The organism is Sphingobacterium corticibacter (genome assembly GCF_003076635.1).
GTDB classification, from domain to species: domain Bacteria; phylum Bacteroidota; class Bacteroidia; order Sphingobacteriales; family Sphingobacteriaceae; genus Sphingobacterium; species Sphingobacterium corticibacter.
Genome location: NZ_QDKG01000005.1, coordinates 99,607 through 121,406 on the forward strand (window position 1 = coordinate 99,607; position 21,800 = coordinate 121,406).

Annotated in this window: 15 protein-coding genes; 11 read left to right on the forward strand and 4 right to left on the reverse strand. The window is 39.1% G+C overall.

The annotated features are described in order from the left end of the window. Positions 1 to 3: 3 nt before the first annotated feature. From DC487_RS13340 to DC487_RS13375, 8 genes are all read left to right on the forward strand, one after another. The gene (locus DC487_RS13340; protein WP_116776460.1) at positions 4 to 1,092 is read left to right on the forward strand and encodes an efflux RND transporter periplasmic adaptor subunit; all 1,089 of its coding nucleotides are present in this window, start codon (positions 4 to 6) and stop codon (positions 1,090 to 1,092) included. A 24-nt stretch (positions 1,093 to 1,116) separates the two neighbouring features. Beyond that, the gene (locus tag DC487_RS13345) at positions 1,117 to 4,302 is read left to right on the forward strand and encodes an efflux RND transporter permease subunit (protein WP_116776461.1); all 3,186 of its coding nucleotides are present in this window, start codon (positions 1,117 to 1,119) and stop codon (positions 4,300 to 4,302) included. After that, positions 4,299 to 5,888 (forward strand): MFS transporter, encoded by a 1,590-nt coding sequence (locus DC487_RS13350; RefSeq protein ID WP_116776462.1) that lies wholly within the window; start codon positions 4,299 to 4,301, stop codon positions 5,886 to 5,888. The genes DC487_RS13345 and DC487_RS13350 overlap by 4 nt, the downstream gene beginning before the upstream one ends. Next, positions 5,881 to 6,933, forward strand: coding sequence for an NAD(P)/FAD-dependent oxidoreductase (locus tag DC487_RS13355; RefSeq protein ID WP_116776463.1), 1,053 nt, complete (start codon positions 5,881 to 5,883; stop codon positions 6,931 to 6,933). The genes DC487_RS13350 and DC487_RS13355 overlap by 8 nt, the downstream gene beginning before the upstream one ends. Positions 6,934 to 6,985: 52 nt before the next feature. Further along, complete coding sequence (locus tag DC487_RS13360) at positions 6,986 to 7,585, forward strand: class I SAM-dependent methyltransferase (RefSeq protein WP_116776464.1); 600 nt, start codon at positions 6,986 to 6,988, stop codon at positions 7,583 to 7,585. A 185-nt stretch (positions 7,586 to 7,770) separates the two neighbouring features. After that, on the forward strand, positions 7,771 to 8,601 hold the full coding sequence (locus tag DC487_RS13365) for an SDR family NAD(P)-dependent oxidoreductase (protein ID WP_116776465.1): 831 nt from the start codon (positions 7,771 to 7,773) through the stop codon (positions 8,599 to 8,601). Between the two features lie 81 nt (positions 8,602 to 8,682). Further along, positions 8,683 to 9,639, forward strand: a complete 957-nt coding sequence (locus tag DC487_RS13370) for a helix-turn-helix domain-containing protein (RefSeq protein WP_116776466.1) — start codon at positions 8,683 to 8,685, stop codon at positions 9,637 to 9,639. A gap of 56 nt (positions 9,640 to 9,695) precedes the next feature. Continuing rightward, entirely contained in the window at positions 9,696 to 10,529 is an 834-nt protein-coding gene (locus DC487_RS13375) for an RteC domain-containing protein (protein ID WP_116776467.1), read from the forward strand. Between the two features lie 168 nt (positions 10,530 to 10,697). Here DC487_RS13375 and DC487_RS13380 read toward each other — a convergent pair whose 3' ends face one another. The 3 genes from DC487_RS13380 to DC487_RS13390 all read right to left on the reverse strand — a co-directional run bounded on the left by DC487_RS13380 (position 10,698) and on the right by DC487_RS13390 (position 14,723). Next, positions 10,698 to 12,782, reverse strand: a complete 2,085-nt coding sequence (locus DC487_RS13380; RefSeq protein ID WP_116776468.1) for a type IA DNA topoisomerase — start codon at positions 12,780 to 12,782, stop codon at positions 10,698 to 10,700. A 103-nt stretch (positions 12,783 to 12,885) separates the two neighbouring features. Continuing rightward, a complete protein-coding gene (locus DC487_RS13385; RefSeq protein ID WP_116776469.1) occupies positions 12,886 to 14,328 on the reverse strand; it encodes a DUF4099 domain-containing protein in 1,443 nt (480 codons plus the stop codon). An 86-nt stretch (positions 14,329 to 14,414) separates the two neighbouring features. Continuing rightward, positions 14,415 to 14,723 carry a helix-turn-helix domain-containing protein gene (locus DC487_RS13390; protein ID WP_116776470.1) on the reverse strand — a complete coding sequence of 103 codons (309 nt, stop codon included), beginning with the start codon at positions 14,721 to 14,723 and terminating at the stop codon, positions 14,415 to 14,417. Between the two features lie 329 nt (positions 14,724 to 15,052). Here DC487_RS13390 and DC487_RS13395 point away from each other — a divergent pair, with 329 nt between their 5' ends. Continuing rightward, entirely contained in the window at positions 15,053 to 15,427 is a 375-nt protein-coding gene (locus DC487_RS13395; RefSeq protein ID WP_116776471.1) for a VOC family protein, read from the forward strand. Positions 15,428 to 15,483: 56 nt separating this feature from the next. Here DC487_RS13395 and DC487_RS13400 read toward each other — a convergent pair whose 3' ends face one another. Further along, a complete protein-coding gene (locus DC487_RS13400; protein WP_116776472.1) occupies positions 15,484 to 16,332 on the reverse strand; it encodes an RteC domain-containing protein in 849 nt (282 codons plus the stop codon). Between the two features lie 245 nt (positions 16,333 to 16,577). Here DC487_RS13400 and DC487_RS13405 point away from each other — a divergent pair, with 245 nt between their 5' ends. Both DC487_RS13405 and DC487_RS13410 read left to right on the forward strand, forming a co-directional pair. Further along, positions 16,578 to 18,611, forward strand: coding sequence for an ATP-binding protein (locus tag DC487_RS13405; RefSeq protein ID WP_116776473.1), 2,034 nt, complete (start codon positions 16,578 to 16,580; stop codon positions 18,609 to 18,611). A 79-nt stretch (positions 18,612 to 18,690) separates the two neighbouring features. Then, positions 18,691 to 21,768: a caspase family protein gene (locus tag DC487_RS13410; RefSeq protein WP_116776474.1), complete on the forward strand. Its 3,078-nt coding sequence runs from the start codon at positions 18,691 to 18,693 to the stop codon at positions 21,766 to 21,768. Positions 21,769 to 21,800: the final 32 nt, after the last annotated feature.

Genomic DNA, 21,800 nt, shown 5'->3' on the forward strand with positions numbered 1-21,800 from the left:
CAGATGAAACGAATAAAAACATATATCACTCCTATCCTGATCATTACAGGATTCCTACTCGTTATCGCTTTTACACTCAGTAGCAATAAAAATAAACTGGATGCCAAGGCTGAAATTGGAAGTACCAAAACATTGGTGTTTCCAGTGACGATAATCTCCCCAGAATATCAATCACTAACAGGAACTTATAGCTCAAGTGGGTTTTTTATCCCAGTGAACTCCATGACATTGACATCAGATATTTCCGGTCGAATAACAGCCACTACATTAAAAGACGGATCGATGATTCATAAAGGACAAAACATAGTGTCTGTTTATAACGAGACAGAAAACATAGAGAGACAGCAAAATACAATAGATAGGCAGTTGGCTTTAGAAACGCTTCAAAAAGCAAAATCAGATCTTTCAAAGATGGAAAGTATGCTTGCATCAAATGCCGTCACCAGCCGGGAAGTGGAAGAGCAACGCTTAGCCGTCAATTCTGCCGAAGCAAGATTAAACACCATCAATTCTATAAAAAAGTCGACTGCTATCGACGCGCCAATCTCAGGAACAGTCCACAAATCATATGTACAGTCTGGAAGCTATCTGAGTCCAGGAACAGTCTTGGCAGACATTGTCGACAACTCTTCCTTAAAGCTACAGATCGCTCTATTGGACAAAGAGGTCATCAAACTATCTATGGGAAAAAAAATAGAGGTCGTACCGGATCTCTATCCAAACACTAAAATCACAGGAACCGTGGTTTACATCGCTGCACAAGCAGACGCGAACAGGAGTTTTATGGTAGAAATTCAGATTCCCAACAGCGTACATAATCCTTTGAAAGCTGGGATGAGTGGTACAGCTATCATTCACAACGATGATATTCAAAAAGCTATGATGATACCCGTGAAAGCTATTGTGGGCAGTTTACAGGATCCGCAGGTATATATTCTCAAAGGAGAAAAAGCCGTGCTAACAAAAATAACAACCGGACAGGTACAGGGAGATCATGTTGTGGTATTGGCAGGACTTTCCCAAACGGACAGTATAATAGTAACCGGTCAATTAAATATTAGTGATGGTTCAACAGTAGAAGTGATTAAATAATATGACAAAAAGAATAATACAACCATGCATATAACAGAACTATCCATAAAACGGCCATCTTTTATTCTGGTCATTTTTATAGCGCTCACCTTTCTGGGGATCATAAGCTATTCCAAGTTAAACTACGAACTGACACCGGACATGTCGATGTCCATGTTCAGCATTACAACCGTATATCCGGGTGCATCACCAAGTGAAGTCGAAACCGCAATTACCAAGAAAATTGAAGATGCTATTTCAGATATCGACAATATCGATGCGATAAAATCAACTTCTCTGGACGGCGTATCCTCGGTGACTGTTCAGCTCAAAGTGGATTCAGACGTAGAGCAGGCGATGCAGGATGGTCAACGAAAAATTAATGGAGTGCTTCAAGATCTCCCTGCTGCGGCAAAACCGCCTGCTATCGGAAAATTTTCCATGACGGATATGCCCATCATGCGTTTTGGCGTAACGGCCAAGATGGATCCCACCGAATTGTATGCACTGGTAAAGGACGAAATCCAACCGGCAATCACTAAAGTAAACGGTGTGGCACGTGTGGATTTGGTTGGTGGAGAAGAGCGTGCCATAAAAATCAATGTAAACAGAAGGAAAGCAGATCAATATAATATTTCGCTATTACAGATCAATCAAGCCATCGCTAATGCAAATCTGGAATTTCCTGCCGGAAAACTAACGAGTGATCAATCGGAAACAAGCATTAAGCTCAAAGGAAAATATCAGTCTATTGATGAGATTAAGAATTTAGTGGTCAAAAATGATTTAGCTACAGGGTCTAAAATCCGACTGTCGGACGTAGCAGATGTTTTGGATGGTGTGAAAGATATTACCACATTTAACAGAATTGACGGTAAAAACTCTATTGGTATACAGTTAATCAAACAACGTGATGCCAATGCTGTCGAAGTCGCTGACCACGTCAAGGCTATCCTGAAAGAAATAGAAGAGAGCTATGCCGCACAAGAAATAAAGTTTGACATTGCCAACGACAGTTCCGAGTTTACCATGGAAGCCGCTGATCTGGTCATGTTTGATTTTTTTCTGGCCATAGTGATCGTGGCCGCCGTGATGTTATTATTCCTCCACAGTCTTCGGAATTCGCTTATCGTTATGGTATCGATTCCTGCATCGTTGCTGTCGGTGTTCATCGCCATGAATTTGTTGGGTTATACCATGAATATCCTGACGTTAATGGCGATATCGCTGGTCATCGGTATTCTGGTGGATGACAGCATCGTCGTACTGGAAAACATATACCGTCATCTTGAAAAAGGCAAGGATAAAGTAAGTGCCGCTATTGATGGGCGAAAGGAAATTGGATTTACCGCCATGGCTATCACCTTTGTGGATGTGATCGTGTTCTTACCATTAACTATGGTGGGCGGCATTATTTCCAATATGCTTGGGCAATACTCCATGGTTATCGTTATTGCTACGTTAATGAGCTTATTTGTATCCTTTACGCTCACGCCCTTACTGGCTTCCCGACTGGCGAAAATTGAACATCCCTCCAGTAAAACACTATTTGGAAAGATTTTACAGGCGTTCGAGAAAGGACTAACAAAACTGACCAACAGTTATGGCAAAATGTTAGCCAGCGGATTGACAAAGAAAAGATGGATACTGGGCGGTTCTTTTGGGTTGATTATCGCTTCGTTTATGCTGGTAGGTGCGGGTTTTATTGGAGGAGAATTTGCCAGCGACGGCGACAAAGGTGAAGTATTGATCAATTTGGAATTACCCCAAAGTGCTACACTTCTAAATACCAATGAAACGGTAAAGAAAGTCGAAACCATCTTATTCAGCAAACCCGAGGTTGTAAACGTGTACTCCAGTATCGGAACCAGTTCCGGTTCTATGGGCGGAAGTAGAAATACACAAAACAGAGCCGAAATCAACGTAAAATTAGTTTCCAAGGAAGAAAGAGCCGTGTCGTCTGATGTATTTGCCCATTATACCAAACTGGAATTAGAAAAAATCCTACCGGGTGTAAAGGTAAATTCCGCCATTATGAATATGATGGGAACGTCCAACGAAGCCCCGATCTCTGTTGTCGTATCCGGCAATGATCCCGATAAGATCTATGCCGCTGCGGAAGCGATATCCGATAAGCTTAAATCTATTAAAGGAACATCCGATGTAAAACTGTCCGTAGAAAGGGGAAGCACAGAGTTGCAGGTCACAATAGATCGGGACAAAATGGCCAATCTGGGACTCACGATGGATGCCGTCGGAATGACGATGAACATCGCATTCAGTGGAAATACCGATATGAAATTCGGGGATCAGCAAAAGGAATACGACATCGAAATCGGCTACGACCGATTCGACAGAAGGAATGAAGAAAGTCTCCGTAAACTTTCGTTTGTCAATACCGAAGGGCAATCCATACAATTAGAGCAGTTCGCTTTATTCAACTATGGGATGGCTTCCAAACAACTGGACAGGAAAGACAGAATGGCTTCTGTGACGGTCTCTTCTCAGGTTTTGGGGGTTACGCCAAGTGTGATCACCGAAGAGCTGGATCAATTTATCGGTGAAGCTCAATTTGGCAAAGACATCCATATCGATGCTGAAGGCGAAATGAAATACATGAAAGAAACATTCGCTAACCTCGGCCTTGCGTTGATCGCTTCCATATTGCTGGTGTACCTTATTATGGTGATGCTATACAATTCATTTGTCTATCCGTTCGTGGTTTTCTTTTCTATTCCGGTGGCTATCATCGGTGCGTTGCTGGCATTAGCGCTAACGATGCACACGCTCAATTTCTTTTCCATACTGGGCATGATTATGCTGGTCGGCTTGGTCGCCAAAAACGGGATACTGATCGTAGACTTTGCCAATCAGCTAAAAGCCAGCGGTAAGAATACCGTCGAAGCATTAATTATGAGCGGCAAAGCAAGGTTACGTCCTATTTTGATGACCACGCTCGCCATGATCTTCGGGATGCTCCCGATTGCTTTATCGTCAGGTGCGGGAGCGGAATGGAAGAACGGTTTAGCTTGGGTATTGATCGGCGGCTTGACAAGCTCCATGCTGCTCACCTTGTTCGTCGTTCCTTCCATCTATCTGCTCGTTGATCTGATAAAGGGCGATGTCAAACGGAAAGATGTCAAACGGTTAATCAACGAAGTAAATCTGGATCAGCCCCTGATTGAAATGGTTGAAAAAACAAATAAACCAACAGAAAACAAACAAAAATGAATATCAACAAAATTGAAAATACAGCATCTGAACCAGATACTAAAAAAACACCGGCTCAATTGCGAAAAATACTGATTGCCGTGTGTATCGCACTAATGGCAGTCATTGCATCTGTAAGCGGACTGAATGTAGCGCAACCTATGTTGGCTATTGAATTTGGGGCCTCACAAAATACTGTATTATGGATGATCAATATCTATACCCTTACACTGGCAGCTTTATTATTGCCTTTGGGTGCTCTCGGAGACCGCAAAGGGCGAAAAAAAATGCTCCTTATCGGACTGGTTATCTTCGGGGTAGCCAGCGCATTATCAGGAATATCCACAAATTCTACGATGATGTTGGCAGCACGGCTGCTTACAGGAATTGGAGCGGCAATGATTATGCCTGTAACACTTGCCGTCATTACCTCCACTTTTCCAAAAGAAGAGCGCTCCAAAGCCATAGGAATCTGGACTGGTGTTGCCGGTGGAGGTGGTATCTTAGGCATGTATCTCTCCGCATTGCTGGTCGACGTTGCCAACTGGAGATGGTTATTCCTTTTACCTGTCGTTCTCGCGATAGTGTCCATTGTGATGAGTATTCGTTTTGTGCCCAATTCGGCAGAAAAAAGCAGTCACCGATTTGATTTTGCAGGGTCACTACTTTCCATATTAGCTACTGTGGGTATCATCTATGCTTTACATGAAGCTCCATCATTGGGATGGGATGCACCAATAGTCTTGGTAAGTTTGATTATCGGAATAGCGGGTATTGTTGGATTTATACTCTGGGAAATAAACCACAGTGCACCCTTGCTGGATATCAGGTTATTCAGGGAAAGAAGTCTCGCAAGTGGATCTATCTCGCTACTTACGGTATTCGGAGTTCAGGCAGGTCTGTTCATTGTACTGTTCCCGTTTTTTCAAGGTGTATTGGGGTGGTCCGGTCTGCGTTCTACATTGGGCATGATGCCGATTGCAATCTTGATGATGATCAGTTCGGGTCTGGCTCCCAAGTTGGCACTTCGGATAGGTAGTAAATACACGATGGCTTTGGGTATTGCGTTAGGGGGTATCGGAGCGATGCTGATGGTTATATTCGTTTCTGTTGAGACAGGATACTTATCCGTATTACCCGGTTTAGTGATCATGGGCTTGGGTATGGGGTTCTCTATGACACCTTCTACAGAAGCCATTACCTCTTCTTTACCTGCTGACCGGCAAGGCATCGCTTCTGCTTTGAACGATATTACGAGAGAATTAGGAACAGCCTTGGGAGTAGCATTACTGGGGCCATTGGTAACCGCCGGATACAGTAGGTCGGTGGCAACAAAACTGCAAGATTTTTCCCATGATGTAATTGCTACTGCCAAAGAAGGACTTGCACACGCACAGGCAATAGCTCCAAGTATGGGAGATAAGGAGGAAATATTGGTGCGTTTTGCAAGAGAATCTTTTGTTTCAGGTTGGCAACAAGCGATGTGGGCAGGTGTCGTTATTATGGCAGCACTCTTGCTATTCATACTGTTTAAAGGCCCTCAAAACGGGTCAAAAAAAGAATTTTCAGCTTTAGTAGAATCTGATAAAAAGTCACTCGATGGATAACAATTTAAAAACTAATTCACATAAGGATTCGGGACTATTAACGAGATCTGAATTTATCTCATTAGGGAGCTTGTCTGTAGCAGGAATCTTCTTATTTCCTTTTCTTTCATTCACAAAAAATAATACTATGGAACAACAATCAACATTCGACGTCATCATTGTAGGCGGAAGTTACGCAGGTTTATCGGCGGCGATGTCATTAGGACGTTCGTTAAGAAACGTATTAATCATTGATAGCGGCTCTCCGTGTAATAAACAAACACCACATTCTCATAATTTCATAACGCAGGACGGAGAGAAACCCGACGTTATCGCAGCGAAAGGCAAAGCACAGGTTTTGAACTATGAAACGGTAAAATATCATAACGCACTTGTCGTGAGCGGAACGAAAACGGAAAAAGGTTTTGAAGTGGTTACGGATAGAGGTAAAAAGTTTACAGCAAAGAAATTGGTTTTTGCTACAGGGATAAAGGATATCATGCCGGATATTAAAGGTTTTTCTGAATGTTGGGGAATATCAGTCATCCATTGCCCTTATTGCCACGGCTATGAAGTTCGAAACATGAAAACAGGCCTTTTGGCAAATGGAGAGCGAGCTTTTCATTTGTCACCGATGATCCGTAATCTAACTGATGATCTCACGATTATCACGAACGGTAAAGCGGATTTCACTACCGAACAATTTGATCTCTTAACAAGGCATCAGATTTCAGTTATTGAAAACGAGGTAAACGAAATTATTCACGAAAACGGAGCTATTAAAGCCGTTCTATTTAAAGATGGAAGTCAGCATGATTTTGAGGCTCTTTATGCGGTCGTGCCATTTGAACAGCATTGTGAACTTCCTATCTCTTTGGGATGCGAGCTGACCGATTTTGGTCACATTAAGGTAGATGGTTTTTATAAGACAACGGTAGAAGGAATCTATGCCTGTGGAGATAATACGGCTATGATGCGATCAGTGGCTAATGCTGTGTCAGCAGGAAATATGACCGGGGCAATGGTTAATAAAGAACTAACGGACGAACACTTTTTGTCGCTGTAAAGGAGTTGACAGATACAATTTTACCTCACCTAAAACTAAATGAAAGAAGTCTATGAATGAATTTTGGGAAGAAGCCTTTAAAAGCAAGCAGGAAATGTGGGGATTACAACCCACAACCACTGCTGTTTTATCCGCTACAGCATTTGCAGAAATGGAGTTTCAAAAAATACTAATACCCGGGATTGGTTATGGTCGAAATGCGCAGCCTTTCCTCAGCAAAGGAATGATAGTGACCGGTATTGAGATTTCTGGAAAAGCCATAGAATTGGCAATAAAGCATTATGGTAAATCAATAGAAATCCACCACGGTTCGGTGACGGACATGCCGTTTGATAACAAGAAATATGATGCCGTATTTTCTCACGCATTAATTCATCTATTAGATGAGAACCAAAGAAATAAGTTCATTCAAGACTGCTATAACCAACTGGAGGATGGTGGTTATATGTTTTTCACAGCCATTACCAAAGATGCTAAAACTTATGGTCAAGGAAGGTTAATCAGTATAGACAGGTATGAACAGTTTGGAGGGGTCAATATGTTTTTTTACGATGAAAAATCAATTCAAAACGAATTTGAGGAATATGGACTCGTACAAATTGAAACAATCATTGAGAACTACCCTTTTTACTTAATCAAATGCAAAAAATAGTGACCGGAGATGCTTTATAAAAAAATATACTGCTAAAAAAAGGAAGCGTTAAGGTCTAAAACCATAGACCATCTTTTGCTTGAAGGATAGACATCTTCGAATTGGCTACAATTAAAAGGAAAATGGCTACAGACAGCAAGGCCGAAAATATGAACCTTTGTCCTTTAACATTAAAAGATATGATAATGGAAGAAGAACAGGACAAAGTATGGTTCATTACCGGCACCTCAAGGGGATTTGGCAGAGTCTGGACAGAAGCGGTTCTAAAACGCGGTGATAAAGTTGTGGCAACTGCAAGAAATGTGGTTACACTAGGTGATCTTAAAGACAAATATGGAGATCAGATATTGACGTTGGAGGTTGATGTAACCAATCCCGAACAGGTCAGAAAGGCTGTCCAAGCGGCAGTTGATTATTTCGGAAGATTAGATGTCGTTTTTAATAATGCAGGCTATTCCTTGATTGGCACTATAGAAGAATGTACACCTGATGAAGTCCGTGCGATGTATGAGACTAATATTATTGGAGCAGTGAATGTTCTACAGTCTACTATACCAATTCTTCGCAAACAAGGATACGGACATATTTTGGGAACATCCAGTGCCGTCGGGCATTACAGTTTACCCGTAATAGGATATTATAGCTCTTCCAAATGGGCTTTTGAGGCCATTTATGAAAGTTTGCAGAAAGAGATCGAAGCCTTTGGTATTCACGTAACGATCATTGAGCCCGGAGCTTATGCGACAGAATTTGGTAGCAAGAATTCCCTACGTATAGCTAGCAAGAAAATAGAGGCCTACGACAATCTGAAAGACACAATTTCTGTCAATATGAAAGCAATGGAACGTGGTAATCCCAACGCTACTTCTGAAGCTATCTTTGCTGTAGTCGATGCTGAGCATCCTCCATTACGTTTACTTTTGGGTAAAGGAAATCTACCATATATAGAAAAGGTGTACCAACAACGCCTAGAAATCTGGAAAGCATGGGAAAGTATCTCGGAATCCGCACAATAAATAATATAGTTTGCTACCATTTATGCTGTTCTAAAACATCAGGACAGCATAAAATTTATAAATTAGCTCATCATTAAAGTTATGACAGAGAAGAATAGTAAATATAAACACCAGTATTTCCACACCTTGTCTGATGTAATGGAATATGCAAAACTGCCTAAACCACAACATCCATTGGTGACCATATTGAACGGTATCGACAAGCCTTTGGTTGGCAATGTGCCCAACAAATCACACGTGCTAAGTTTCTATAAGATCGTTTACCACCCCCATTCAGGAGGAAGTATGCGGTACGGACGAACAAAGTTCGATTTTCGGGAAGGCGGTATGTTCTTTGCGTCACCTCAACAGCTAATTTCGTCTCTAAAGGATCAGTCTCACTCAGAAAACAATATGCCGGCTCCTAAACTGATGCAACCTCAGATTATTTTGTTGATAGATCCGGATTATTTGGTAGGATATCCGCTTGCGAAGAAAATACGGCAATATCATTTTTTCTCTTATTCGGTCCATGAATCCCTTCATCTATCGGTCAAAGAAAAAGAGCTGGTACTTTCTCTATTTAGAAATATTGAAGAAGAACTAAATAGCAGAATCGATGCGAGTAGCCAAGATGTGGTCATCTCACAAATCGAATTATTACTGACGTATGCCCAACGTTTTTATAACCGACAATTTCTTACTCGTAAGCCGAACCATCATGATTTGGTCGACAGACTGGACTCGATTTTGAATGAATATTTTGACGAAGACGACATTTCAGAAAAGGGTTTACCTACAGTGAGTTTCTTGGCAGAAGCGCTACACATGACCCCCAGTTACCTGAGTGATTTATTGAAGAGCCTAACAAGTAAAAACACGCAGCAATATATCCATGACAGAATTATAGATTTGGCAAAAGACAAGCTCCTGACAACCAACAAAACCATCAGTGAAATATCCTATGAATTAGGTTTTGAACATTCTCAGTCATTTAGTAAATTATTTAAGAAGAAAACTAACCAACGCCCGAGCGAATATAGAGCTGGATTAAATTGATTAAGGAGTGTTTGTCTATTACTACGAAGCTTTTTTATTCAATTTATTAAAAAAATATGAAAAGATTTTGTTTCGATCAACTAAATAAATTGGAGGAAGACATAAATGAAAACTCCTTAAACGAAAACATTGACATATCGTCTTCAGAGAAAGCAATTACGCTAATATTTAAACATTTAGCTATTTTAAAGCAGTATGTTATTAAAAATGATTTTAAAAACGAAGATGAAGAAATCTATTTTTTCAAAAATCTGAAACCTAAATTTATTGCAAAAATCATCTTCTACAATGCTATCTATAAAATAGAGGTTAAAAAGCCTTATGGTACAAAAAATGTTATCGAACAATACATCAATAATGAGTTGTCAAAGCTCAAAAGATTCTATGATAACAATCTTGATTTTTATAAATATTACAGAACAAACAGCACATACCTAGATCATAAATATTTTGTAAGAGGCAAACATGAGATTAAGCTAGGTCTCGATTCATATTATTTCGAAGCAGATCATAACTTTTCTACCTCACATGATTTCAAAGTAGCAAAAATTATAGCAAACGATCTAATTCAAATTTTTCTTGAAAATCAACTAAGAATTATTAATGAAATTGACATCGTTAATGAGCCAAAAATGAAATTACAATGGACAGCCAGCAAAACAGCATTAACAGAATTGATTTACGCTTTATATTCACAAGGTGTTTTTGAACATGGTAATGCTGATATAAGATTAATAGCCAAGTATTTTGAAAGTACGTTTAATGTGGATTTAGGCAATTTCTATCAGACCTATTTGGAGTTGAGAAACCGGAAGATGAACCGGACAAAATTCCTTGATGCGCTTCGGGAGGAACTTATCAAGAAAATGGACGATCAAGACGAAAAGTAGGGTTTGGGCGTGACACCGTCTGCATTTTACCCCCATGCCCAGGCTATCGAAGAAATGCAGACGGGTCGGGCTATCCGCTATATCTTTTGCGGATCTTGCACGACCGCAAAAGGATGTCGCTTCTATCCCTCACGCTGTATGTCGTCCAAAAAAAACAAAGCATCTATTTTATTTCCTTTTTGGTTTCCTGTTTTCAAACTCAAAGGAGGTTTCTGCTTTATCGTTCATGACGATATAGGCATTGAATTTATTGCCCGAATTACTTTTCATGCCCTTGATAAGGTTGGTCTTTCCTTTTGTCACAAGGCTTTCTATATCGGCAACGCTCAACGGGACTCCGCACACGGTACGGAATTGAAGCCAACCACAAGCCTCATCGGGGCATTTTACAACCTTATTCCAAATCAATAGCTGACGGCTCTTGCATTTAGGGCAGTTCAGTTCGGGTTGCTTTTCACCTGCAATACCCGTGTCCAAAAGTTCCCGTGTAATGGAAGTAGCATAGGTTTCCATTTCACGCTGAAAAGCACCTGCATCCGCCTCGTTGTTTTCGATTTTCTGCAATGCCATTTCCCATTCGGCGGTCATGGCTATATCGGCAATCTTTTTGTCCTTAACCGCCCTGTAAACCTGCAATCCCTTATGGGTAGGAATAAGGGATTTCTTTTCACGCTGAATATAATCTCTCTTAAAGAGCGTTTCGATTATGGAGGCTCTTGTGGCAGGTGTGCCGATGCCGATGTCTTTTAAAGCTTTCCGTTCGTCCTCGTTGTCAATCTCTTTTCCGGCATTTTCCATTGCGGACAACAGACCTGCCTCGGTGTAAAGCACAGGCGGTTTGGTTTTCTTTTCCAGTACGGATGCCTCTTTGATTTTCAGCTCATCGCCAACCTTTAATTCCGGCAGTTCCTGCACAGGCTCGCTGTCCTCGTCTGTAAATTTTTTCTTGATGCCTCGCCAGCCAGCTTCGAGGATTTTACACCCTTTCAGTGTAAAATCATAATGAAAAGCCTGCAATCCGATGTCTGTTATTACTTTGGTACAGGCAGACGAAAGGGCTTCCAACAGGCGGTGCGCAATCATATCATAGATAACATTTTCGTGTGCCGTTAATTCTGACGGGATTTTTTCGGTAATCAGCAGACCGTGGTGGTCTGTGACCTTTACGTCATTCACGATACGTTTGTTGAAACGCCCCCATTTCACTTTTCCGACCGCCTCTTTGCAGGAAGCACGGGCTTCCAAATTCCTTACCAGTGCAGGGATTTCCGACCATATATCTTCGGGGATGTACTTGCTCCCTGTACGGGGATAGGTGATAAATTTCTTTTCATACAGGCTTTGGGCAATGTTCAATGTTTCCTCGGCAGTATAGGAAGCCCTTTTGTTTGCTTCTTTCTGCAATCCCGTAAGGTCGAACAGCAAAGGCGGTTGCTCCGAAACCGTTTTGGTTTCCACCGCCGTAACGGTCGCTGTTCCGTTACGTCGAATGGATTTCAGCGTATCGTCAACGAGTTTCCTGTCATCCCATTTGGTCTTTGAAAGGCTCTTAAAGTCTGTAAATTCTTTACGGTGTTCCAACTGGATTTGAAAATATTTTTTGACGGCAAAGTCTTTGTTTTCCAAATACCGCTTGCAGATAAGGGCAAGCGTAGGCGTTTGTACTCTACCAAGCGAGTAAACGCCACGCCCTGCCGAAATACTCAATGCCTGCGAGGCATTGATGCCCACAAGCCAGTCGGCTTTGCTCCGTCCTTGTCCGGCTCTGAATAGCCCGTCAAAATCGCTTCCGACTTTTAGGTTGTCAAAACCCTGTTTAATCGCCTTTTCCGTGAGTGAGCTTATCCATAGACGTTCGAAAGGTTTCCGGCACTTTAGGTATTCATAGATGTACCTAAAGATGAGTTCCCCCTCACGTCCGGCATCGGTAGCCACGATAATACTATCGCATCTACCGATGACCTGTTCGATAATATTTAACTGTTTTAATGCCCCGTTATCGGGAACATAGCTTTTGTCCTTTTTAATCTTTCGTACCGTCAGTAAAAAAGGGTCGGGCAATATGGGCAGGGCTTCCTTTTGGAAGCCCGATACCCCGTAATCTTCGGGCATCGCCAGTCCGATCAAATGCCCCAATGCCCACGTAACTTCATAGCCGTTCCCTGTGAGGTAGCCATCCCGTTTTTCGGTCGCTCCCAACAGGGTAGCTATTTCCCTCGCCACACTTGGCTTTTCTGCAATGATTGCTTTCATGATATTATCTTTTTAATGGATTATGTAGTGAACATTTCTCTTTGAGAAACCCCTTCGTATTCTGTAAAAGGGGATTTCCAAAGAAAAATGTTTTTTGATGGTATTATCTTCTTACCCCTTTGGATTTAGCCGAACGGTTAGGGTCATTCTGCCGTTGCTGTTGCGTTTTGTTTTTCGGCCTTTTTTGCTCCGGTTTCAGCGGTTCGTTGACGTGCTTGGTTGCTTCGTTGGTTTTCCCGTTGGAGTTTACGGCAACCTGTGTTTTGTGCGCTTCGGCAGGCTGTGCCTTATTTTTCAGCGCATTGGGGTTCTTAAAACTGAAATCAAAATTTCCTGTTTCTTTGTTCAGCGTAACGTAGCCTTTATACGGGTTTCCTTTTCCGTCCTTGAAATCCGAAACGTAAATCGTCTTGCCCTCGGTGAGTTGCTTGTACTGTTCATCCGAAAACACTTTGTTGCGGAACATTTTCGGGTCGTTTTCCTGTGTCTGTTTGGGGGCTTTATCGCCAAAAAGAAACTCTGTATATTTTTTGTCGGCGTTGAACTGCACATGGGCATTTTTGTTCGTGCTGTTCTTAAAATCCAACCCCTCTAAATAAATGGCTTTCCCATCTTTTAAATCCCGTTTTTGGTCTTCGGTCAACTTTACGTCCTTAATCTCATCGGGTACTTTTATCCTGTCCTGCCGGAATGCGATAACCTCATTCGTTAGGTGGTCGATACTGATAATGGACGGTATCTTTTCGCCTGTTTTGCGGTTGGTCAGTTCCACCACACGCCCCATGTTTCCGGTTTTGAGCAGGTTTTCCCTGTCCTCTTTGGTAAATTCGTGACCAAAGAAAGGGGCTTTGAGGTTGGGTTCATGGCGTACACCGTACATCATAAGTACAGGTTTCCCGACTTCACCGTCTTGGAAACCGAGCCTTGCATCCGAGCGCATGATAACCGCACCGAAATTGACACTTGTGGGATATACCTTATTGGTCTTATAGCCCTTTAACAGCAAATCCAATTGCCCGTCTTTTTCTAGCCTCTCTTTGTTTATCCCAAATTGGGCTAAATAATTCCAGTCCACATCTTCCGCCTTATAGCGGTATTCGCTTTTCTCCTGTGCTTGCTGTGTTTCCGGTGTCGCCTGTGGTGCTTCCACATCCTTTTTGGTTTCCTGTTGTTGCTCCTTTGGCTCTTTGACCTCATGCTTTGTCATGACAGCCTCGCCCTCTTTGGTGGGGGCATCGACCTGTTTCTGCATTTCTTTGGCGGTTTCTACCGCTTCCTTTGCAGGTACTTTGAAGAACGATAAATGGGTCGGGGCTTTAAGCTGTCGCCAAAAGTTGGAGAAGAAATTTGTAAACAAATCTCCGGCTCTGTCCACTCGCATAAATTGGCTTTGGTTTTTCTTATTGGCATCAACGGTTTTCAGATTGCCGTTTTCGTCAACGCCCGTGACGGCTTGGATTTTCTTTTTTTCCTTGTCCATCACCAACAGCACATCCGAAAGCTGTTCGGGATATTGCTGTGGATTTTCATTTGTCTGTTCGCTCATGATATTGATTTTTAAAGTTTACATTGTCCGAAAGTAGGCGAAGCAAGTACGGCATAGCCGTACCCGTCTTTTCGTGGTAGGGTTTGTCATCGGTTTTCTTTTGTACGCTGTATGGGTGCTTTAAAACTTTCCCTAATGAACTGGTGTACATCCGATAGTTTGTAGTACAGCTTTCCGCTGATGGTATAATACGGTAGCTTGCCCGTGGAGCGGTATCGTTGCAGGGAGCGGTGGCTGATTTTCAGCATGAGGAGCAGGTCTTGGTTGTCCAGTAATTCCTCGCCGTCTATGCTGTGCCGTTCTTTCTTTATATTTAGGACGTACTCTTTCAAAATATCGAAACGCTCCATTATACGTTCCATCCATGCGATAAATTCCATTCTGTCGATGTTCATAACAAATACTTTTAATGATTTCTAACACGACAAAATTGGAGCGATTGGCGCAGGCTGTCTTCCGATAGGTGTCTATCAAAAAGGCACTTTTTTCATTTTTTTACAATTCGTGTAAAGTGCTTTTTTTGGGGTCTTTCCGCATTTTTGGTCAATTGGTCGGCGTCCAAATCAATGGGTTTGCCGATAGACACATATAGGCAAGTACGTGTAAAGTATTGGTTTATTAAACTTCTTGCCTTATGGTAAGTAGACTTAAAGCATTGAGCCGTTATATTTGTAGTGTAAAACGTGAATGGCTAAGTCCATCGTTTATCTAAAACAGAGACTATATGAATCAGAAATTTGAAGCAGGAATTAATATCGCTATTAAAATACCTAAAGGTAAATACGAAAAGACAGTTTCTTTCTACAGGGATATACTGAAACTTGAAGTTTCGGAAAAGCCCATCGACAATCCCACCGTCTCCAGAACACACGAAGTAAAATTCGGAAATAATGTAATTTGGCTGGACTGTGTTGACAACTATACCCATTCGGAAACTTGGTTACAACTCACCGTTCCAAATGTGGCTGAGGCGACAGATTATTTACTGTCTAACGGCGTCGAAACATGTGATGAACTGGAAGATTTGCCGGAAAATATGCACTGGATTCAAGACCCCGCAGGCACAGTGTTCAACGTGCAACAACGTAAAGAAGAATAACGTCTTTTTTTCGTTTATTGAAACCAAAGTTTGTTATCGAATTAGGAATACAAAAATTACAGGTTGTCTTCCCTGTCCATATATTCCTCTAAGCTGTATTTGAGTTGGTCTAAAAACAATGTCCGTGAGCCTGCACGGGTTTTCATTCGGTGGAAGCTGTTATGGATGTCGTTCAGCGAGATACGGAACAGGATTTGGAAAACCATACTGATTTTGCGGATGCCTATTTTCCCGTGCGAAATGGCATCACAGGCATAGAGTGCATAAATCAATTCGATAAGGGCATTTTTCGATTGTGTCCAGAAAACATCTTTGGTCTCCTCGTGCTGTAGCAGTACATCGGGATTTTGTTCCGGGCTTAGCTTTGTCGTCAGATAGTTATAGATTAATTCATTGGCGATGATTTTAGCTAGTTTGTAATCAAAGTAGGTCGAAAAGTTAGTGTCAATTTCAAATACAAAGCTGTTCAACCCGTCATAGCAGTTGATTTTGCCAAGTGTAAAGTATTGCTCATCCCGATCAGTTCTGCCGGAACGGTAATAGCGGTAAAAATCGGAATTGCAGACATGTTCCGTATATTCCTCTTTTAAGTCTCGTAGGTGCATGGCAAAATAGCTTTCATACATATTTCCATTGCTTGCAGGACAGGATGTTTCAATTCTAAACACTTTGTTGTAATAAATGAGCTTACCAAGAACAGTTGGTTTTATCTGTTTAAAGAAAAGAATTTCGTCCTCTAATGTTGCGAAGCCCTCGTTTATAATATCTTCTTTGATGTCTCCAAGAAGTGATTTCAGATAGATTGTCATCCTATATGCCTCGTCCATAAAACTCGAAGCCTCCGCCGACAATTTATGTTCCTGTTTCTGTATATCGGAAACTATTTTGTGCAATAGATGTCTCATAATACTAAAGGTTTATTAAATGAATCCACTACTCCTACACAAATTTTAGTATTAGTACCGAGCTTTTTTCATGAGACAGGACGAAGTCAGGGAAGATTTTTATAAAAAACAGCGCATCGCTATATTTAGCACTGTGTGGATATAAGTTATTATTAGATTGATAATCTAAGTGTTTCGTAACACTTTTTTCCATAAATTCGCTAAGAAAATCCTCTATAATATAGAGTTTACTTATTTCATTAGAAATGTCGAGAAAATTAACTACAAATTCCAGACTAGTCAATGAGTTGTTTGCGAATTATATCAGCACATTTGTAGCATTTAGCGAATTGATGAATAATTCTATTCAGGCAAAAAGCAAAAATATTTGGATTGAGATAGATTATGCGTCTGATGAAGAATTAAGCACGACCCACATCAAACGAATTTCAATAAAAGACGATGGAAAGGGTGTTCATATCAATGAGTTAGAAACTAAACTCTTAGATATAGGAACTACCAACAAAGACGGTGGAAAAGGGATAGGTCGGTTTGCAAGCTTTCAGATTGGCAAAGAAATTGAAATTGAAACGGTTGGTTACTGTAGCGAAAGTAAAACATTTTCGAAAGCCGTAATACCTCTTTCATTTGATAGTTTTGGAAATAATATCAATGTATCTGAAATTAATATCCCCACTGAGGAGGAATTACTAAAAGGAAAGAACCATAACACCTATTATAAGGTAACTATTACGAATCTTTATCCTTCGTATGTTACAGAAAAAGAACCAAAGAAAAAGATAATTGACAAATTTTTGCGTCAAAATATATCGGATGCAATTTTCGAAAGATATCCTCTTAAAATCTTTAATAAAGACATCGTCTTTCACATAAACGGACACCCAATTAACCCAACTGATTTTGTAACTAGTGAGCCTATCAAAATTGCTTCAACATTTACAGACAGTAAGGGGAAAGATCATAAGGTGCTCTTTGACTTTATGCCAATAAAAAAAATTGAAAAAATAAAAGTCTTTCTAACAGTTCAAAATGCAGGATTGAATACAATTGCAGGGAGTTTAGAATACGATGCTACTTGGTTAAGTCCTAAAGTCGGAGGATGGTTTATTTATGTATCATCTTCAACGCTATCTTCCGATATTTATCGTAATATCGATCTTGATGATCTGGATCCTGATTGGAGAAAAGTTAGAGAGTTCATCAAAGACAAGCTAAATGTCTTTTTTAAGGAGAGAAACAAAGAGTTTGACAACTTTTCGGATAATTTAAAGAAAGACACATATTATCCTTACAAAGAAAAGTCGAGTTCACAATCCAAAGTGATACTGTTCGATAAATTGGCTTATCTAGTAGAGGATCGATACCATTTGTTAAAAGACAACAACCAGCTTAGAGAAATCATCTACCCACTAATAGACAGAACTATTTCAAATGGCGAGCTTAACAAAATTCTATACAGTATACTGAAACTAAACAATAAGCTCATATCGAAGTTCTCTGACTTATTGGAAAAAACTGATTTAGAAAATATCATAGAATTTTCGGACAAAGTAGCAACGAAGATTGAAGAAGTTGATTTCTTGGAAAAGCTGGTATATAGCGATATAGCCAAAAATGTAAAGGAGAGAAAAGAATTACACAAATTTCTTGAACGTATGTTGTGGATATTTGGAGAAGAATATAATGAAACCACAAAATTGCTTTCAGATAAAAACCTTGAGAAAAATCTAATTCAGTTGCGGGATGACTGTCTGGGATACAAAGCGTCGAAAAAAGATGACAATATCAATGAAGTCACTGAGCGGTCTGTCAAATCTATCACAGACTTGTTCATGTATAATCAAAGAATTTTAGATCATAAAAGGCGAGAAGTGCTAATAGTTGAATTGAAAGCACCTAAGGTTAAAATTAGTCCAAAAGAAATTGCTCAGGTTATGAAGTATGCACGAGAAATTGAGAAGCTAAATTCAATTAGCCGTGATGTTTCTTTCAAAATACTTCTCCTAAGCTCTGAAATTAATTCTGATGCTACGTTCGATATTCAGGGCAGGCAAAAAGGTGAGGATAATCCATATTTTTATTTCAGAAACGAGAATAAGAATATTGAGATATGGATCATGAAATGGTCCGACTTAATCGAAAATGTCAAGAGAAAACTTCAATATATGGCAAACCTACTTCAAACGAAGGACATTGATGTACAGGAGAAGGCACAGAGAGATTTTGCAGATATTGAGTTTAACAAGGTTAGTTCGTCATTGAAAAGAGTTGCGATTTAAAAATTAAATAACAAGCGTCAATTGTGATCAGTTACGACTTTTATATAAAAGTTGAGTATTTTTTAATTAAAAATTATGTATGGCAAACCATTTATTTTTGATCGGGATTAATAAGTATTTAAAAAACGATCATCTCTTGAGTTGTGTTAAGGATTGCGAAGACCTTAAGGATGTACTAATAGAGAAATATAACTTCGAAGAAAGCAAAACATATAGTGTTTACGATGAGCGAGCAACAAGTTTAAATATTCTAACGGCTTTAAAAAAATATGCAAGCAAATTAGATGAGGAGGATAATCTAATAATCTATTATTCAGGACATGGGGAATTAGATGATGAAGAAGACATGGGATATTGGGTTCCATATGAAGCAACTAATTTTACTCACTTTATATCGAATAGGGACATAGTTGGATGCATCGAACGAATAAAGTGCAAACACATTTTTTTAATTTCCGACAGTTGTTTTTCGAATAGTTTATTAACCCAAGGAAAGTTCAAAAAATCAGCAGTATACTTTGAAAAAAGCTCAAGATGGGCACTAACATCTGCCTTTAACGAGGCGAAAGATGCTGATAATGAGACTAACACATTATTTTGTGAATATATTCTAGAGTATCTTAATAGTACCGAAAGGGAATTCCGTGTTTCTGAATTAATTGAGTATGTCAAAAGTAAATATTACACCAATCAGTTTCAAACGCCTCAAGGCGGGCCTATAGCAGTCGCTGGACATAGAGGTGGAGAATTCGTTTTTTATCCAATTGAAGGAATTGACAAACGAACTTTCAAAGGTTATAATGACTTTTTAAAAGTATTACGGTTCTACAAGCAAAATGCTTCGTTTACGCATATGGATTCTATAGAAGATAGATCCAACCGAGTAGGTTACGTTCTGTATAATGAAATAGACTTAACAAGAAAGACTACATACTATTTGTATCTATATGATGGTACAAATCAAACCAAAACGTTCGAATTACTTCGTTCGAAACACTCAAAAATATTTGCAGATAAAAACCTAATTATCTTTATTACACCAGATCGAACACAACGCAATAGGGATATTCGAAAGAAAAACATTCAGGATAAGTTTAAACCTGTAAATACATTTTACCTTGATGATTTTATCAAAGATTATTGTAATCCTAAATTTGGAAATGAAGAAGATTCCAAATACTTAAGCATTTCCAATTTTGTATTACCTCCGTTCAAATACGAATTTAATGCGTCTGGAATAAATGAAATATTTAAATATTGGTTTATTTCCGTCGAAGAACCAATTTTTGTAATCAAAGGTAGTGGTGGTATAGGAAAGACAACGCTTGCCCAATATTTAGCTGATGACTTAACAAAAAGCAATCCCGGCTTACAAGTATTGTTTATTGATTCTGTTCAGATTAAAGATAGCTTACTCAAGAGTAAAAAAGCTGACACTTTAAATATTTTCAATTTTTACGAAGCCCAATTTGATACAGATGGCAACACTCAAAATATGTTGTCAGAGGAGCTTTTTAGAATTAATCTTGACGCAGGTAATATTTTATTGATAATAGATGGTTTAGATGAGGTAATTTCTAAAATTCCTAATTTTAATATAACAGAGTTTCTAAACTCAATTAAAGAATTCAGTTCCGAATTATGTAATGGCAAGGTGATAATTACGTGTAGATCATTTTTTTGGAACAAAAGTGAATTGGTAGACACGAATTTTAAAACCATAGAGTTAGAACCATTTGACAAGACTTTAGCTCTTGAATTCTTTAATATGTCGTTCGATGGTGATTCAAAAAAAAGTGAAAAAGCTATCAAAATTGCCGATGATTTCAGATATCCTACGGATTCTGATCAAGAGACATATATTTATCATCCTTATGTATTGGATATTGTTAGAACATTGATACAGAGTGATGCCGAGCATCTAGACTTAATCGATACTGCTTTGGATTCTATATATCTAAACAGCAAAGTCAAATCAGATTACATAATTTTCAGAGTTTGTACTAGAGAGCAAATTAGGGTAGATCAAATTGAGGTTGATAAACAAATAAAATTCTTTATAGATTTTTCGGTTAATAATCGAGGAATATTAAAAATAGATGATTTACACAATGAATTAGAAAAAAGTCTAGGACAGAGAATAAATAATACACAGGTTGAGGCATTTAAGTCTCATCCATTTTTGAAGGCTGTAGGAAAAACTTTATTGTTTAGGTATGATTTTCTGGTAGACCAATTCAAGGCTATATATGTATCCAAATTTATTACTTACAATAATATTGAAATCAAGATAACAAAGAAATTTATTGAGATTATAACAGATAGTTGCTGGTATGGTTCCGCTTTTAATCATGATTTAGCAAACCGTTTAGAGAAATGGACTGACGACGAATTATTATTAGTTAATGAAATCTTATCACAGATAGATTCAATGGCATTGGAAATATTAGCAAAAAGAAAAGCTATCGCTAACATTTTTAACCTTTGTTTGAATATCAATCATAGATATTTTAATAATAGTATTGAGAAGAATACTGAACTATTAATTTCGTTATTCGGTGGTGTAAAAAGACATATCCGCAACTTGAGTATCATCAATGTAAATCCAGAAAAACCACCAAGATTCGACTTTTCTAATCTAACAATAGAAAATTCATACATAGACAACTTTGGTAATTTTTCGAAATGTACTTTTAACGAAAAGACTCTCTTTGTCGATTGTACTATACTTAACACAGAATTTCATTCAGCTACCCTATCTTTATCCAAAGATAGTTTTATAAACTGTTCGTTCGATTCTTTATTTGATTCATCCTTCGCTTTACGGGAAAGTACGAAAGAAGACTCAGCAAAAACTTTACGCACATTTTTACAATCATTTTTTAAGCTGTTTTATAGTGGCGGTAGGTTAGGCAGACAATGGGAACATAAAGTTATTTCTCCCAGATTTAATGGAATAAACAAGATAAACATTGAATACAACAAATTTATCTCGATATTGAAAAAGCAAGAAATATTAATGGTTACAAAAGAACTAAACAAAAATAAGTTTGAATTATGCGAAGGTTCAAAGGAGTCGGTAATGAAGTTCGTTAAAGATGGGACAGTTGACTCAATTTTGCTGAAACTAATTAATGAGATAAATACCAAGAAATAGGATGATGGTCTATTAATACTTTCGTATCAACA

Coding starts and splice junctions, on each gene's coding strand:
- DC487_RS13340 (WP_116776460.1), top strand. CDS start 4: ATGAAACGAATAAAAACATATATCACTCCTATCCTGATCATTACAGGA.
- DC487_RS13345 (WP_116776461.1), top strand. CDS start 1,117: ATGCATATAACAGAACTATCCATAAAACGGCCATCTTTTATTCTGGTC.
- DC487_RS13350 (WP_116776462.1), top strand. CDS start 4,299: ATGAATATCAACAAAATTGAAAATACAGCATCTGAACCAGATACTAAA.
- DC487_RS13355 (WP_116776463.1), top strand. CDS start 5,881: ATGGATAACAATTTAAAAACTAATTCACATAAGGATTCGGGACTATTA.
- DC487_RS13360 (WP_116776464.1), top strand. CDS start 6,986: ATGAATGAATTTTGGGAAGAAGCCTTTAAAAGCAAGCAGGAAATGTGG.
- DC487_RS13365 (WP_116776465.1), top strand. CDS start 7,771: ATGGAAGAAGAACAGGACAAAGTATGGTTCATTACCGGCACCTCAAGG.
- DC487_RS13370 (WP_116776466.1), top strand. CDS start 8,683: ATGACAGAGAAGAATAGTAAATATAAACACCAGTATTTCCACACCTTG.
- DC487_RS13375 (WP_116776467.1), top strand. CDS start 9,696: ATGAAAAGATTTTGTTTCGATCAACTAAATAAATTGGAGGAAGACATA.
- DC487_RS13380 (WP_116776468.1), bottom strand. CDS start 12,782: ATGAAAGCAATCATTGCAGAAAAGCCAAGTGTGGCGAGGGAAATAGCT.
- DC487_RS13385 (WP_116776469.1), bottom strand. CDS start 14,328: ATGAGCGAACAGACAAATGAAAATCCACAGCAATATCCCGAACAGCTT.
- DC487_RS13390 (WP_116776470.1), bottom strand. CDS start 14,723: ATGAACATCGACAGAATGGAATTTATCGCATGGATGGAACGTATAATG.
- DC487_RS13395 (WP_116776471.1), top strand. CDS start 15,053: ATGAATCAGAAATTTGAAGCAGGAATTAATATCGCTATTAAAATACCT.
- DC487_RS13400 (WP_116776472.1), bottom strand. CDS start 16,332: ATGAGACATCTATTGCACAAAATAGTTTCCGATATACAGAAACAGGAA.
- DC487_RS13405 (WP_116776473.1), top strand. CDS start 16,578: ATGTCGAGAAAATTAACTACAAATTCCAGACTAGTCAATGAGTTGTTT.
- DC487_RS13410 (WP_116776474.1), top strand. CDS start 18,691: ATGGCAAACCATTTATTTTTGATCGGGATTAATAAGTATTTAAAAAAC.